Annotated in this window: 1 protein-coding gene; it reads left to right on the forward strand. The window is 68.9% G+C overall.

Going from position 1 to position 16,792, the window contains the following annotated elements; translation table 11 throughout:
* Positions 1-163 precede the first annotated feature (163 nt).
* Complete coding sequence (locus tag OHQ90_RS05110) at positions 164-16,765, forward strand: type I polyketide synthase (RefSeq protein ID WP_328407811.1); 16,602 nt, start codon at positions 164-166, stop codon at positions 16,763-16,765.
* The last annotated feature ends 27 nt before the right edge of the window (positions 16,766-16,792 follow it).

The following is a 16,792-nucleotide window of genomic DNA, read 5'->3' on the forward strand; positions in this document are numbered from 1 at the left end:
ACGGAGTCCGCTGCCGCCGCGGAGGAGATACGGCGCTGGCTGGAGGAGCTGGGCGAGGCCTAGCCGAGGCGAATCCGTCCCGAGCCGACGGGCAATAGCGATTCGCAATAACCACTGACGTGGCTGGTTTTGAAGTACCAAGCGTGAAGATGAGGAATTCCCAATGGTCGAACGAGCGAATGACATCGCTATCGTCGGAATGTCGTGCCGGCTGCCGGGCGCTGCCGACCTCGAGAAGTTCTGGCGATTGCTGCGCGAGGGCCGCGATGCCATCGGATCCGCTCCCGCCGACCGCCCCGGAATCGACGAGACAGCCGGATTCCTCGACTCGGCGTCGGAGTACGACGCCGACTTCTTCGGCGTGCCACCGAACGAAGCGCGGTCGATCGATCCACAGCAGCTGCTCGGTCTCGAGCTGAGCTGGGAGGCGCTGGAGGACGCCGGCTACCGCGACCTGGCCGGCGCGCGGGCTGGGGTGTTCCTCGGCTCCACCGGAACCGATTTCGCGGAAATAGCGGCCGCGCAGGGCAAACCCGGTGTCGGCAGGCATTCGCTGTGGGCCGTCGGCCGTGGCGTCGTCGCCAACCGCATCTCCAATCAGTACGGGTTCACCGGTCCGAGCCTCGTCGTCGACAGCGGGCAGTCGTCGTCGCTGGTGGCGGTGCACCTGGCCGGTGAATCGGTGCGCAACGGCGAATGCGATGTGGCACTGGCCGGCGGGCTGAACCTCATCCTCTCGCCGTTGAGCGGTGAACGCATCGAACAATTCGGTGCGCGCTCGGCGTCGGGTAAGTGCCGCACCTTCGATGAGAGCGCCGACGGAATCGTGCGCGGTGAAGGCGGCGGCATCGTCGTGCTCAAGCCGCTGTGGCGAGCCGTCGCCGACGGCGACCGGATCCATGCCGTGATCCGCGGCAGTTCGGTCAACAACGGCAACGAGCGCCAGGTCTTGAGCGCGCCGAGCGCGGCGTCGCAGGCGTCGGTCATCCGGGCGGCCCTCGCCGCGGCCGGCGTAGAAGGCTCGTCGGTGCACTATGTCGAATTGCACGGCACCGGCACCCCGGCAGGCGATCCGGTGGAGGCGGCTGCGCTCGGCGACACCTACGGCGCGGCGCGCCCCGAGGACGGACCTCTTGCCGTGGGATCGGTCAAGACGAACATCGGGCATCTCGAGGCCGCCGCGGGGATCGCGGGTCTGATCAAGACCGTGCTGTGCCTGCGGCATCGAGAACTCGTGCCGAGTTTGAACTTCCGCGTTCCGAACCCCAGGATTTCGCTCGACGCGGCGAGGTTGCGGGTTGTGACCGGTGTGCAGGATTGGCCGTCGGCGGAGGTCCGCAGGGCGGCGGTGTCGGCGTTCGGCATGGGCGGCACCAATGCGCATGTGGTGTTGGAGGAAGCGCCCGCGGTTCCGACGGTCGATGCCGCGCCCGTTCGCGGCTCGGAGGTTCTGTCATGGGTACTGTCCGCCAGGAGCCGGGAGGCATTGCGGGGACAGGCCGCTCGGCTGCGGGACTGGTTGGACGAGCACCCGGAGGCGGATGGCGCCGACGTGGCGCACTCGTTGTTGCGATCGCGCACGCAGCTGGAGTGGCGCAGTGCGGTAGTCGGTCGTGATCTCGTCGCGATGAAGGCCGGGCTTGCGGCGTTGGCCGAGCCAGGAGCCGACTCAGCTGAGCTCGCGGAGTCCGCGGTGGTGTCGGGTCGCGCGGCGTCGCGGCAAGTGGCGATGGTGTTTCCGGGTCAGGGCAGCCAGTGGCCGGGGATGGCTGCGGGTTTGTTTGCTGCGGGCGGTGTTTTCGCGGAGTCGATCGCCGAGTGCGAGACGGCGTTGTCGCCGTTCATCGAGTGGTCGTTGACCGATGTCGTGCGGGGGGAACCAGGAGCTGCGTCGCTGGACCGGGTGGACGTCGTCCAGCCGGTGCTGTTCGCCGTCATGGTCTCGCTGGCACGGCTGTGGCGCGCCGGCGGCGTCGAACCGAGTGTGGTCATCGGGCATTCGCAGGGCGAGGTCGCGGCGGCCGTCGTCATCGGCGCGTTGTCTTTGTCGGACGGGGCGCGCGTGATCGCGCTGCGCTCCCGAGCTGGGGCCGAGGTGCTCATCCACAAGGGTGCGATGGCCGCGGTCGGTCTGTCCACCGCGGCGGTCCTCGAGCGGTTGGCGCCGTTCGGGGACGAGTTGTCATTGGCGGCGATCAATGGGCCCGCACAGACGGTGGTGTCGGGCGGGTCGGCGGCGTTGGACGAGTTCGTCGCGCAATGCGCGGCCGACGGAGTCTGGGCGAAGCGTGTCCCGGCGACCTGGCCCGGACATTCGAAAATGGCCGAGGAGATCCGGGATCGGATTTTGACGGAACTGGCACCGGTTCGACCGAGGGCGAGTTCTATCCCCTTCTTCTCCACGGTGTTCGCCGACTATGTCGATACATCGACGCTGGATGCCGAGTACTGGTATCGGTCGCTGCGGGAGCCGGTGCGCTTCGCCGAATCGATCGAGGCCCTGATGCGTTCCGGGGTGAACGGATTCGTCGAGACGAGTCCGCACCCGGTCGTTTCCATGGCCGTCGAGCTGACTGCCGACTCGATCGGTTTTGCCGACCGCGTGGCCGTTGTCGGCACCCTGAAACGCGGTCACGGCGGCCAGGAACATTTCGCGGCGGCACTCGCACGCGCCCATAGCGTCGGTATCGATGTACCGCCTGCGGCGCTCGCCAGGGCGGCGACGCGAATCGACCTGCCCACCTATGCGTTCCAGCGGCTGCGCTGGTGGACACCTGGTGACTCGGTCAGCCCGGGCGCGGGCGATGTGAGCAGCGCCGGGTTGATCCATCCGGATCATCCGATGCTCGGCGCTGCGGTGCCGGTCGCGGGCCGGGACGAATGGCTGTTCACCGGCCGCCTCACCCGCGCAGCCCATCCATGGCTCGGTGACCACGTGATCCTCGGGTCGCCCGTCGTGCCGGCGGCCGTATTGATCGAAGCCGCGTTGGGCGTCGGCGCCCGAGTGGCCGCAGGCTCGGTGACGGAACTGCGGATCGAGTCACCACTGCCGACGATCGCCGAGGCGTTGACCATCCAGGTGAGTGTGGCGGCGCCGGACGACCTCGGTCGACGGATGTTCGCGATTCATGCCCGGCCCGACAGCGGCAGCGCAGAGCTCCTCGACGGATCGGGTGACGGGTGGGCGGCCGATGGCGAGGTCGAGGCGCAGGAATGGGCCAGGTACGCGACGGGTGTGCTCGCCCCCGACACCGGTGACGCACCGCTCTCGGTGGACGGCGACTGGCCGCCCGGCGCAGCCGAGCCGGTGGCAGCCGCGGAAATGTATGACCGCCTCGGTGCGCGCGGTTTCGGTTACGGCGTGGCATTCCAAGGAGTCACAGCGGCTTGGCGGCGGGGTCACGATGTCTTCGCCGAAGTGTCGCTCGACGCGACGGTGAGTGATCAGGCCGGGCGATTCGGCGTGCATCCAGCTCTGCTGGACGCGATGCTGCACGCGGCCGTCGACGAACTGGCCGACGGATCGGAAGCGGACAGCAACACATTTGCGATGCCGCTGTCGCTCACCGATATTCGGCTGTACCGCCCTGGATCGGAGGCGGCGCGGGTTCGCCTCGACCGGGTGGATACGAACACCCTTCGCGTCACGGCGTTCGCCGAGGACGGCGCACCGATTCTCGCGATCAAGTCGTTGCTGCTGCATCCGGTCGAGATGGCCGCGACGTCGGCGCCGGATTCGCCCGCCGCCGTGGTTCCCGCGCGTAGGCGGAATTCTGTGGTCACGGGTCCGCTCGCGCCCCGCTTGCTCGCCACCTCCGAGTCCGAACGTGATGCCCTGGTGCTCACGGTGGTCGCCGAGCAGGCCGCGGCAGTCCTCGGTCACGACTCCGCCGCGGCTATTGATCCCGACCAGCCGTTCACCGACTTCGGATTCGATTCGCTCAGCGGTCAGCAGCTACGCAATCGGCTGGTGCAGGCCACCGGCACGGAGTTGCCGACGACGCTGGTATTCGACCACCCGACGCCACGAGCGGTGACCCGGCTGGTGCGTTCCTTGCTCGAAGGTATCGACCTCGGCAAGCGGCGTACCGCCCGCCGCACCCGCTCCGATGAACCGATCGCGATCGTCGGAATGGGGTGCCGCTTCCCCGGCGGTGTTGCCTCGGCCCAGCAGATGTGGGACCTGCTCGCCGAGGGCCGCGATGCGATCACCGGGTTCCCGACGGACCGCGGCTGGGATCTCGAGCGGCTGTTCGATCCGGATCCGAGCAAACCGGGCACCGTGTACACCCGAGAAGGCGGATTCCTCACCGACCCCGGCGCTTTCGACGCGGGCTTTTTCGGTATCGGCCCGCGCGAGGCGGCGGCCATGGATCCGCAGCAGCGGCTGATGTTGGAAGTCTCCTGGGAAGCTCTGGAGGACGCGGGGATCGATCCCGCCGCGTTGCGCGGCACCGACACCGGCGTGTACGTCGGCGCGATCTCATCGGGTTACGCGCGCGCGGTGACCGGTGAGCACGAAGGCTTCCGGTTGACGGGGACCTCGCCGAGCGTGATCTCTGGTCGTGTCTCTTATCTTTTCGGGCTGGAGGGGCCCGCGGTCACTGTCGACACCGCGTGCTCGTCGTCGCTGGTCGCACTGCACCTCGCCTGCCAGGCCCTGCGCCGGGGCGAGGCTTCCCTTGTCCTCGCCGGCGGCGTGAGTATCTCCGCGAGCCCACGGCTGTACATCGACTTCGCGCGCCAACGGGGCTTGGCGCCCGATGGACGGAGCAAAGCGTTCGCCGCTGCCGCCGACGGCGTGACCTGGTCCGAGGGGGTCGGCGTGCTGGTGGTCGAGCGGCTGTCGGACGCGCAGCGCCTCGGCCACAATGTGTTGGCGGTCGTGCGTGGCAGCGCGATCAATCAGGACGGTGCGAGCAACGGTTTGACCGCACCGAACGGTCCCTCGCAGGAGCGGGTGATCGCGGCGGCGTTGGCCGATGCCGGGCTGGAGCCGTCGGATGTGGACGCGGTCGAGGCGCACGGCACCGGAACGACTTTGGGTGATCCGATCGAGGCGCAGGCACTGATCGCCGCCTACGGCCAGGGCCGCGCGGAGCCACTGCGGATCGGATCGCTGAAGTCGAATATCGGCCACGCGGTCGCCGCGGCAGGCGTCGGCGGTGTGATCAAGATGGTGCAGGCACTGCGGCAGCAGACCCTGCCGAAGACTTTGCATGTCGACGCGCCGACGCCGCATGTGGACTGGTCGGTGGGGTCGGTGCGGCTGTTGACCGAGGCGGAGCCATGGCTCGCCCGTGGCCGGGTCCGTCGTGCTGGGGTCTCTTCGTTCGGTATGAGCGGCACCAATGCGCACCTGATCTTGGAAGAGGCGCCGCCCTCGAACCCGACCGAACCTGCTGTAGTCGAACGAGATTCGGGTGCCGGTGGTTCCGACGTCCTGGCGTGGACACTGTCGGCGGGAAGTCCGGAGGCATTGCGGGAACAGGCTGTTCGGCTCGAGGAATGGTTGCAGTCGCACGAAGACGTGAATGCCGCGGACGTGGCGCACTCGTTGCTGCGGCACCGCTCGCAGTTCGAATGGCGCGGCGCGGTTGTGGGGCGGGAGCTGACCGACTTGACGGCCGGGCTGGCGAGTTTGGCCGAGTCACGGCCCGCCAAGGGCACAGACAACGTGGTCTCGGGCCGCGCCGCGGCGCGCCGGGTGGCGTTCGTGTTCCCGGGGCAGGGTAGCCAGTGGCCCGAGATGGCCGGCGAGCTGCTGGCCGCGGGTGGGGTGTTCGCCGACGCGATCGCGGAGTGCGAGGCGGCGTTGGCGCCGTTCGTGAATTGGTCGTTGACCGCTGTGCTGCGCGGCGAGGCGGACGCGGCGTTGCTGGACCGGGTGGATGTGGTTCAGCCCGTGCTGTTTGCGGTAATGGTCTCGTTGGCGCGCGTGTGGCGCGCGAACGGGGTGGAACCCGCGGTGGTCGTGGGGCACTCGCAGGGTGAGATCGCGGCGGCCGTTGTTGCGGGCGGACTTTCGCTGTCGGATGGAGCGCGGGTGGTAGCCCTTCGTTCCCTGGTCGTCGCCGAGGAGCTCGCGGGCGCCGGTGGCATGGTGTCGGTGGGTTCGGCCGCCGAGGCAGTCGCGCAGCGGTTGACGAGTTTCGGGGACCGGCTTTCCGTGGCGGCGGTGAACGGCCCGGCCCAGACGGTGGTGTCGGGGGAATCGTCGGCCCTGGACGAGTTCTTGGCGGCGTGCGCGACTGACGGCGTGTGGGCGAAACGGATTCCGGTGGACTATGCGTCGCACTCGAGGGCCGTGGAGTCGATCCGGGATCGGGTGCTCGCGGAGCTGGCTGCGGTGGCGCCGGTGTCGGGCTCGGTGCCGTTCTTCTCGACCGTGTTCGCGGACTATGTCGATACCGAAACGCTGGATGCGGGGTATTGGTACCGCGGGCTGCGTGAGCAGGTGCGCTTCGCCGAGTCGGTCGAAGCGCTACAGCGCGCGGGGGTGAATGCCTTCATCGAGGTGAGTCCGCATCCAGTGCTGACGATCGGCGTCGAGCTGACAGCGGGGGCGATCGGCTCGGCCGATCGGGTGGCCGTGCTCGGGACACTGAAGCGCAATCAAGGGGGTCCGGAGCAGGTTGCCGCCGCGCTGGCGCACGCCCACTGCGTCGGCATCGAGGTGACGGCGCAGGCATTGGCTCCGGACGCCACTCGGGTGGACCTGCCGACGTACGCGTTCCAGCGCAAGCAGTATTGGTTGCAGCCGAGCGGCGCGCCGGATGTGTGGCAGGCGGGCCTCGACGAAGCAGGACATCCACTGCTCGGCGCGCTGGTGCGGCTGCCGGATTCGCGGGATGTGGTGTTCACGGGGCGGCTGTCGCGAGCCGATCATCCGTGGCTGGCCGACCATACGGTCGCCGGGGTGACCTTGCTGCCCGGCGCCGCCCTCGTGGAGCTGGCCCTGCACGTGGGAACGATGCTGGACTGTCCGCGACTCGACGAGTTGGTGATCGAGGCGCCGCTACCGGTGCCGCCTGTCGGAGCCGTCGAGCTGCGGGTGGTGGCGGGCGGACCGGATGGGACCGGTGCGCGGACAGTGTCGGTGTACTCCCGCGCACGCGGCGCCGAAGAATCCGATCGGGACGAGCTCAGCGGCGGCCCCGGATCGGACGAGTGGGTGCGCCACGCGTTCGCGTCGGTCACCGCTCAGACGGACGTGCCGTCGGCCGACCAGAGCATGGTGAGCTGGCCGCCGGCCGGCGCGGCTGCGATCGAGATCGACGGCGCGTATGCGGATTTGGCGGAGCAGGGTTACGGGTACGGGCCGGTCTTCCGCGGACTGACGGCGCTGTGGCGACGTGACGATGAAGTGTTCGCGGAGGTGGCGCTGCCGGAGCAGGCGCGGTCGGAGGCCGGGAAGTTCGGTGTGCATCCGGCGTTGCTGGACGCCGCGCTGCACCCGATCCTGCTCGGCGGATTGATTCCGGCCCCGCGCGCCGGTGAGTTGGCTGTCCCGTTCTCGTGGGAGAACGTTTCGCTGTACGCGACGGGGGCGACTTCGCTCCGGGTCCGGGCGGTGGTATCCGGCTCGGGGGCCGGGAGCGAGCGGATCGCGGTGACGGTCGCCGACGGAGCGGGTATGGCGGTGGCCGAGGTGGGTGCGCTGACACTGCGGTCGCTCTCGACCGACGGACTCGGTGCGTCTCGGCGTCACAGCGAGGGCGCCGGCTATCAGGTGGATTGGGTCGCGCTGGGCTCCGATGCAGAGCAGCTCACCGAAGCTGAAGCCTGGGGTCCCGCCGATGACGGCGAAACCGCCACTATCGGTGGCCGAGTAGTGACGGTACTGCGCCACGACGAGGCGGCAGGCGATCGTGATCTCCCGGCGGCGGTGCGTGATGCGGTGACCGCGCTGATGGTGCGAGTGCAGCGGCTGCTGGCGCGGGACGAGCAGATCGTGGTGGTCACCAGCCAGGCGGTGGCGGTGCATCCTGGGGAGCTGGTCGACCTGTCCGGTGCGGCGGCGTGGGGTTTGCTGCGTACGGCGCAGAGTGAGCACCCGGACCGGATCCGCGTGGTCGACATCGACGACTCGGCCGACTATCGGCACGGTGTCGTCCTCGCTGTGACGATGGATGGCGAACCCCAACTGGCGGTTCGGCGCGGCACTGCGCATGCACCTCGGCTGAGCCGCGGCATCGCCGACGGCGTGGGCGCGAGTGATCTGGTGCGGACGCCGGCGTGGGCGTTGACCCACCTCGGCAAGGGCACGTTGACCGGAGACAACCTCACGCTGATCGAGACACCCGCCGTGTTGCGGGCGCTCGCGCCCGGCCAGGTTCGGGTGGCGCTGCGCGCGGCGGGCGTGAATTTCCGTGATGTCCTGCTCGCTTTGGGGATGGATTCGGGTGGCAATGACGCGATCTGTGTCGAAGGCGCGGGTGTGGTGCTCGAGGTCGCGCCCGATGTCACCGAATTCGCTCCGGGCGACCGGGTTTTCGGGTTCATCGATGGTGTCGGATCGGTCGCGGTGACCGATCGCCGTCTGCTCGCGCCGATGCCGCATGGCTGGTCGTTCGCGCAGGCCGCCGCCGTTCCGGTGGTGTATGCGACGGCCTACTACGGCCTCGTCGATCTGGCCGGGGCGCAACCCGGGGAGACCCTGCTGCTGCACGCGGCGACCGGTGGTGTCGGCATGGCGGCGGTGCAGTTGGCACGGCATCTGGGGTTGCGTCTGCTCACTACCGCCAGTCGGCCCAAGTGGGATGTGTTGCGCGGCATGGGGTTCGACGACGCGCAGATCGGTGACTCACGCACCCTGGACTTCGAGCAGAAGTTCCGAGACGTGACCGAGGGCCGCGGAGTGGACATCGTGCTCGATTCGCTGGCAGGCGAATTCGTGGACGCGTCGCTGCGCTTGCTGCCCCGCGGCGGCCGGTTCATCGAGATGGGCCATCTCGACGAGCGCGATCCGGCCCAGGTGGCCGCTGAGCATCCCGGCGTGGATTACCGCACCTTCATGCTGTTGGAGGTGGATCCGGATCGGTTGCGGGAGATTCTCGCAACCGTTGTCGAGCTTTTCCAGGCCGGAACGTTGACGTCTGCGCCGACGACCGCGTGGGATGTGCGGCAGGCGCCGGAAGCGTTTCGCCATGTCAGCCAGGCTCGGCATATCGGCAAGAACGTGCTCACCGTGCCGACACCGTTGCGGCCCGACGGCACTGTCCTGATCACCGGCGGCACCGGACGACTCGGCGCGTTGCTGTCCCGGCACCTGATCATCGACTACGGCGTGCGGCGACTGGTGCTGGCCAGCAGGCGTGGGCCGGATGCGCCCGGCGCTGCCGAACTGCGAGACGAGCTGGTCGCGCTCGGCGCGCACGTGGACGTGGTGGCCTGCGATACGGCCGATCGAGCCGCGCTGGATGCGGTGTTGGCAGCGGTCCCGTCGGAGCATCCGTTGACCGGCGTATTCCACACCGCGGGTGTGCTGGCCGACGGTCTGCTGGCAGACATGACGCCGGAGCGGATCACGGAGGTACTGCGGCCGAAAGTGGATGCCGCGTGGAATTTGCACGAGGCCACAAAGGATCTGGATCTGTCGGCGTTCGTGCTCTATTCCTCGATCGCCGGTGTGATCGGCAATCCGGGGCAGGCGAACTACGCGGCCGCGAATGTGTTCCTCGACGCGTTGGCACAACACCGGCACGTGGCCGGTTTGCCGGCGACGTCGATGGCGTGGGGGCTGTGGAAGGAGAGCACCGGCATGACCGGTGGTCTCGGCGATGCCGATATCGCCAGGTTGCGCCGCGAAGGTTTCCCGCCGCTGAGCGACGAGGACGGTATGGCGCTGTTCGATGCGGCCCTTACCGGCGGCCGGGCGGCATTCGTGGCCGTCCGGGTCGATAGATCCGCACTCGCCGAGGCAGGTTCCGACGGTCCGCGCGCGCTCATGCGCGGTTTGGCGCGGCCGTCGCGCCGCCGCGTCAGCATCGGCGCGAGCGAGTCGTCGGTGCTGGCCACACAGGTGGCGGGCCGCCCGGCGGCCGAGCAGGAACGCATCATCCTCGAGGTGATTCGCACCCAGGCAGCAGCGGTCCTAGGTCACGACAACGCAGAGTCGATCGCCCCGGACAAGCCGTTCAGCGATATCGGGTTCGACTCGCTCGGTGTCATGGAATTCCGCAACCGGCTGGTCAAGGCCACCGGTATGCAGTTGCCTTCGACCCTGGTATTCGACTATCCGACCGCGGAGGCGATGGCGAAGCTGGTGCGATCCCGCGTCGCGCCGACGACCGCGGACGGACCCGCTCGGCAGGCCCCGCGCCGGGTTCGGGCGGACGAACCGATCGCCATCGTCGGGATGAGCTGCCGGTTCCCCGGAGGTGTCGCATCACCGGACGATCTCTGGGAGCTTCTCGCGTCCGGAACCGACGCGACCGGAGCTTTCCCGACCGATCGCGGCTGGGATCTGGAGCGGCTGTTCGATCCGGACCCCGACAAGCCCGGCACCATCTACACCCGCCGCGGCGGATTCCTCGATGCCGCAGGCGATTTCGACGCCGGCTTCTTCGGCATCGGCCCCCGCGAGGCGTCCGCGATGGACCCGCAGCAACGGCTGCTGCTGGAAGCGTCCTGGGAGGCGCTGGAGGAGGCAGGCATCGACCCGATCTCGTTGCGCGGCAGCGACACCGGAGTCTTCGTCGGAGCGTGCTTCTCGGGTTACTACGATCGGGTGACCGGCGATCTGGAGGGTTTTCGGCTCACCGGCACCACACACAGCGTGATCTCCGGCCGGGTGGCTTATACCCTCGGCCTCGAAGGCCCCGCCGTCACCGTGGACACCGCATGCTCGTCGTCCCTGGTCGCTTTGCACCAGGCCTGCCGTGCGCTACGTCAGGGGGAGACCTCGCTGGCGCTGGCGAGCGGCGTGACGGTCGCGGCAGCGCCCTACGTCTACATCGATTTCGCGCGGCAGCGCGGGCTGTCTCCGGAGGGTCGCTGTAAGTCGTTCGCCGCCGGGGCCGACGGCGTCGCCTTCTCCGAGGGCGTCGGTGTTCTGGTGCTCGAGCGGCTCTCCGACGCCGAGCGGCTCGGCCACAACGTCCTGGCCCTGGTGCGCGGGTCGGCGGTGAACCAAGACGGCGCGAGCAACGGTTTGACCGCACCGAACGGTCCCTCACAGGAGCGGGTGATCGCGGCGGCGCTGGCCGATGCCGGGCTGGAGCCGTCGGATGTGGACGCGGTCGAGGCGCACGGCACCGGAACGACTTTGGGTGATCCGATCGAGGCGCAGGCACTGATCGCCGCCTACGGCCAGGGCCGCGCGGAGCCACTGCGGATCGGATCGCTGAAGTCGAATATCGGCCACGCGGTCGCCGCGGCAGGCGTCGGCGGTGTGATCAAGATGGTGCAGGCGCTCCGACACGAAACTCTGCCGAAGACGCTCCATGTGGATGAGCCGAGCCCGCACGTGGAATGGTCGGAGGGCAACGTCGCGTTGCTGACCGAGGCCGCGCCGTGGCCGGTCGGCGAGCGGGTCCGCCGCGCGGGGGTGTCGTCCTTCGGCGTCAGCGGCACCAACGTGCACGCCATCCTGGAAGAAGCACCGGCCCGTCGGGTGCAGACATCGCTGCCTGCGCCCACCGACCGGCCCCGCCCTGACACCGTTGTTCCGTGGTTGGTGTCGGCGGATTCCGAGTCGGGTCTGCGGGCGCAGGCAGATCGACTGCGGCAGTGGATGATCGGCAATGCCGACGCGGATGTGTGGGATGTCGCGTACTCGCTGATGACGTCCCGGGCGCGATTGGATCGGCGTGGCGCCGTCGTCGGTCGCGATCGCGACGAGCTGCTGGCCGGTCTGGCCGATCTGGCGGCGGGTGCACCGGGAACGATCGAGGAGACGGCCGGGTCGGGCCGGACGGCGTTCCTGTTCACCGGGCAGGGTGCGCAACGGGCCGGGATGGGTGCGGGGTTGTACGCGGCCTTCGACGTGTTCGCTGCGGCGTTCGACGAGGTGTGCGCCCAGATCGACCCGCTGCTCGGGCTGGCGCTGCGGGACCTGGTGTTCGACAAGGACGGTGCGGCGCTGCTGGATCGGACCGAGTTCACCCAGCCCGCCCTGTTCGTGTTCGAGGTGGCGCTGTACCGGCTGCTGGAATCGTTCGGCGTCGTGCCGGACGTGCTGATCGGGCACTCGATCGGGGAACTCGCGGCCGCCTATGTGGCGGGTGTGTGGTCGTTGCCGGACGCGTGTGCCCTGGTGGTTGCCCGCGGGCGATTGATGGGGGCGCTGCCAGAGGGCGGGGCGATGCTGGCGGTCGCGGTGCCGGAGGCGCGAGCGAGCGCGGTGCTCACCGGGTTCGCGGGCCGGGTGTCGATGGCCGCGGTGAACGGCCCGTCGTCGGTGGTCTTGTCCGGGGAGGTATCCGCGATCGACGAGATCGCGGACGCGTTCGTCGCGGAAGGAGTCAAGATCTCCCGGCTCCGGGTGAGTCACGCGTTCCATTCGGCGTTGATGGAGCCGATGCTCGACGAGTTCCGTGGCATCGCACAAGAGTTGACCTACCACCAGCCGACCGTCTCGATCGTGTCGAACATCTCGGGTGCCCTGTTCGGTGACGAAGTGACCGATCCGGAGTACTGGGTCGAGCAGGTGCGCGGTTGCGTCCGGTTCGCGCCGGGCATCGACACCCTGGTCGAGACCGGGGTGCGGCGCTTCCTGGAGATCGGACCGGATGCCGTGCTGACCGCGATGGTTGGGCAGTGTCTTGCCGAGACTCCTGGCGTCGAGGCCAAGTCGACGGCACTCGCTGCCGCCCGCCGCTCGACCGACGAGCCCACCCAGTTCGTTTCCGCGCTGGCCGCTGCCGACGTCGCGGGGATCCGCATGGACTGGACATCGTTGTTCGCCGACCACTCCGTGGTGCGAGTGCCGTTGCCCACGTACGCGTTCCGGCACCGGCGGTATTGGCTCCAGCCGGTCGCCGCGCCGGACACCTGGCAATCGGGCCTGGACGAAGCGGGACATCCGCTGTTGAGCGCGATGGTGCGGCTGCCGGATTCCGATGACGTGGTGTTCACGGGCAGGCTCTCGCACGCAGCCCATCCGTGGCTGGCCGACCATACGGTCGCCGGAGTGACCTTGCTGCCCGGTGCGGCCTTCGTGGAGCTGGCCTTGCATGTGGGAACGATGGTGCAGTGCCCACGACTCGCCGAGCTGGTGATCGAGGCGCCGCTGCCGGTGCCGTCCACCGGTGGCGTCGAGTTGCGGGTGGTGGCGACCGGGCCGGACGAGACGGGCGCGCGGACGGTGTCGGTGTACTCCCGTTCGCGTGGTGCGGACTCCGGTAATGGAGCGCAGCGTGTGCGCATCGACACAGCCGGTCGCAGCGAGCACAGCGACGGCCCCGATGACCAGGCGCCACAGTGGGTTCGGCACGTGGTCGCGACAGTCGCTACCCAAGCGGACACACCGTCGATCGACACGAGCATGGCGAGCTGGCCACCGGCGGGCGCGTCGGCGATGGACATCGACCACGTCTATGCGGATCTGGCGGAGTTGGGTTATGAGTACGGACCGGCGTTCCAGGGACTGACTGCGCTCTGGCGGCGTGCCGATGAGGTATTCGCGGAGGTCGCACTGCCGGAATCCGTTCGATCGGCAGGCGGGGAATTCGGTGTGCATCCGGCGCTGCTGGACGCCGCCTTGCACGTGCTCCTGTTCGGCGGGCTGCTGCCCGCCCCGCAGGCCGGTGTGGTCGCCGTTCCGTTCTCGTGGGAGAACGTCGCGCTGCACGCCACCGGGGCGACCGCGCTTCGGGTCCGGGCGACCGCGACCGGCTCCGCGACGGGCGACCGGATCGCGGTGACGCTCGCCGACACGTCGGGCATAGTGGTGGCCGAGGTGGGTGCGCTGACGCTGCGGCCCATTTCGACCGATTCGCTCGGTTCGGCGCACCGCAGGACCGACGGCGTCGGCTATGGCGTGGACTGGGGCGCGCTCCCAGCGGGCGAGTTCACCGAGACAGGAGAATGGAGTGCCGCCGAAGACGGTGAAACCGTCTCGATCGCGGGCCGGACGGCGACGGTGTTGCGGCTCGACGCCGCGCCGGTGGACCGCTATCTCCCGGTGCAGACGCGGGATGTGGTCGCGGCGCTGACCGCGCGCGTTCAGCGGTTGCTGACGCAGGACCGGTCCATCGTCATCGTGACCAGCCAGGCGGTGGCAGTGCATCCCGGCGAGGCCGTTTATCTGACCGCCGCGGCGGCATGGGGTCTGCTGCGCACCGCGCAGAGCGAGCACCCGGACCGGATTCTCGTGGTCGATGTCGACATGCCGGCCGACTATCGGCGCTGGGTGGAACTGGCTGTGCGGACGGCGGGTGAACCTCAACTGGCGATACGGCGAGGCACCACGCACGTGCCGCGGCTGCACCGCGCGGGTTCAGATGTGCACGGGGTCTCCGCGTTGCGAGGCACCTCGGAATGGGCCCTCACTCCGCTCGACAAGGGCACATTGACCGAGGACAACTTCGGTCTGCGCGATCATCCCGCCGCGACGGCGCCGCTGGAGCCGGGCAAGGTCCGGGTGAGCATGCGGGCGGTCGGCCTCAACTTCCGTGACGTGCTGGTCACGCTCGGCACCTACCCCGACCCGAACGCCCGGATCGGCGGCGAAGGTGCGGGCGTCGTGCTCGAGGTCGCGCCCGATGTCACCGAATTCGCTCCGGGCGACCGGGTTTTCGGGTTCATCGATGGTGTCGGATCGGTCGCGGTGACCGATCGCCGTCTGCTCGCGCCGATGCCGCATGGCTGGTCGTTCGCGCAGGCCGCCGCCGTTCCGGTGGTGTATGCGACGGCCTACTACGGCCTCGTCGACCTGGCCGGGGCGCAACCTGGGGAGACCCTGCTGCTGCACGCGGCGACCGGTGGTGTCGGCATGGCGGCGGTGCAGGTCGCGCGGCATCTGGGGTTGCGTCTGCTCACTACCGCCAGTCGGCCCAAGTGGGATGTGTTGCGCGGCATGGGGTTCGACGACGCGCAGATCGGTGACTCGCGCACCCTGGATTTCGAGCAGAAGTTCCTCGACGTGACCGAGGGCCGCGGCGTGGACATCGTGCTCGATTCGCTGGCAGGCGAATTCGTGGACGCGTCGCTGCGCTTGCTGCCCCGCGGTGGCCGATTCGTCGAAATGGGCATGATCGACCGGCGTGATCCGGCCGAAGTGGCCGCCGAATATCCGGGGGTGCGCTACCAGAGCTTCATGCTGCTGGAAGCGGATCCGGATCGGTTGCAAGAGATCATGCGGATTCTGGTCGGCCTCTTCGACGACGGAACGTTGACGTCTTCGCCGACGACCGCGTGGGATGTGCGGCAGGCGCCGGAAGCGTTCCGCCATGTCAGCCAAGCTCGGCACATCGGCAAGAACGTGCTCACCGTCCCGACACCGTTGCGGCCCGACGGCACCGTGCTGATCACCGGCGGCACCGGTGGACTGGGTGCGCTCCTCGCGCGGCATCTGATCACGGCTTACGACGTGCGCAGTGTGGTGTTGGCGAGCAGGCGTGGGCCGGACGCGCCCGGCGCTGCCGAACTCCAAGCCGAACTCATCGCGCTCGGCGCGCAGGTCGACGTGGTGGCCTGCGATACCGCCGACCGAGCCGCGCTGGATGCGGTGTTGGCGGCGATCCCGCGGGAACACCCGTTGACCGGCGTATTCCACACCGCGGGCGTGCTGGCCGACGGTCTGCTCGCAGGCATGACACCAGAGCAGATCACTGACGTACTGCGGCCGAAAGTGGACGCGGCGTGGAATTTGCACGAGGCGACGCAGGATCTGGATCTGTCGGCGTTCGTGCTCTATTCCTCAATCGCCGGTGTGATCGGCAATCCGGGCCAGGCGAACTACGCGGCGGCCAATGTGTTCCTCGACGCGTTGGCACAACACCGGCACGTGATCGGTTTACCGGCGATATCGGTGGCATGGGGACCGTGGCGGGCGAGCACCGGCATGACCAGTGCCCTCGGCGAGGCCGATATCGCCAGGTTGCGCCGCGAGGGTTTCATTCCGCTGAGCGACGAGGACGGTATGGCGCTGTTCGATGCGGCCCTTGCCGGCGGCCGGGCGGAGTTCGTTGCGGCCCGGATCGATCGGTCCGCACTCTCCGAGGTCGGCACCGACGACTTGCGCGCGGTCATGCGCGGTTTGTCACGGCCGTCGCGGCGCCGGGTCAGTAATACGCCGAGCGAGTCGCCCGATCTGGCGGCACAACTGGCGGGCCACTCGGCGGCCAAGCAGGATCGGATCGTCCTCGAGGTGATCCGCGCCCAGGCCGCGGCGATCCTCGGCCACGACGGTGTGGACTCGATCGCCCCGGACAAGCCGTTCAGCGATATCGGGTTCGACTCGCTCGGCGTCATGGAGTTCCGCAACAGGCTGAAATCGGCGGTCGGCGTGCAGTTGTCCGCAACCGCGATGTTCGACTATCCGACCCCTGCGGAGCTCGCCGGTTTCCTCCGCCAAGAGATCGCCCCGGACGTCGATTCCTTCGATCGGATCGCGGCCGAGGTCGAGTCGTTGGCGCGCAGTTGCTCCGCGGCCGATCTGTCGCCTGCGGACCGTTCCGACATCGCACTCAAGTTGCAGGCGATGTGGCGCGAGCTCCAGGGCAAGGACGCGAGCGAGCCCGATCTGGGCGGCACCGCCGAGGTCCTCGACGCCGCGGACGACCGCGAACTCTTCGACTTCATCGACAACCTCGGCTGATTCGCCGCCAACCTCAGCTGAACTGAA

Source organism: Nocardia sp. NBC_00403 (assembly GCF_036046055.1).
In the GTDB taxonomy this organism is placed as follows: Bacteria; Actinomycetota; Actinomycetes; order Mycobacteriales; family Mycobacteriaceae; genus Nocardia.

Excerpts from the sequence above, each read along its gene's own strand:
- OHQ90_RS05110 (WP_328407811.1), top strand. The coding sequence starts at position 164 with ATGGTCGAACGAGCGAATGACATCGCTATCGTCGGAATGTCGTGCCGG.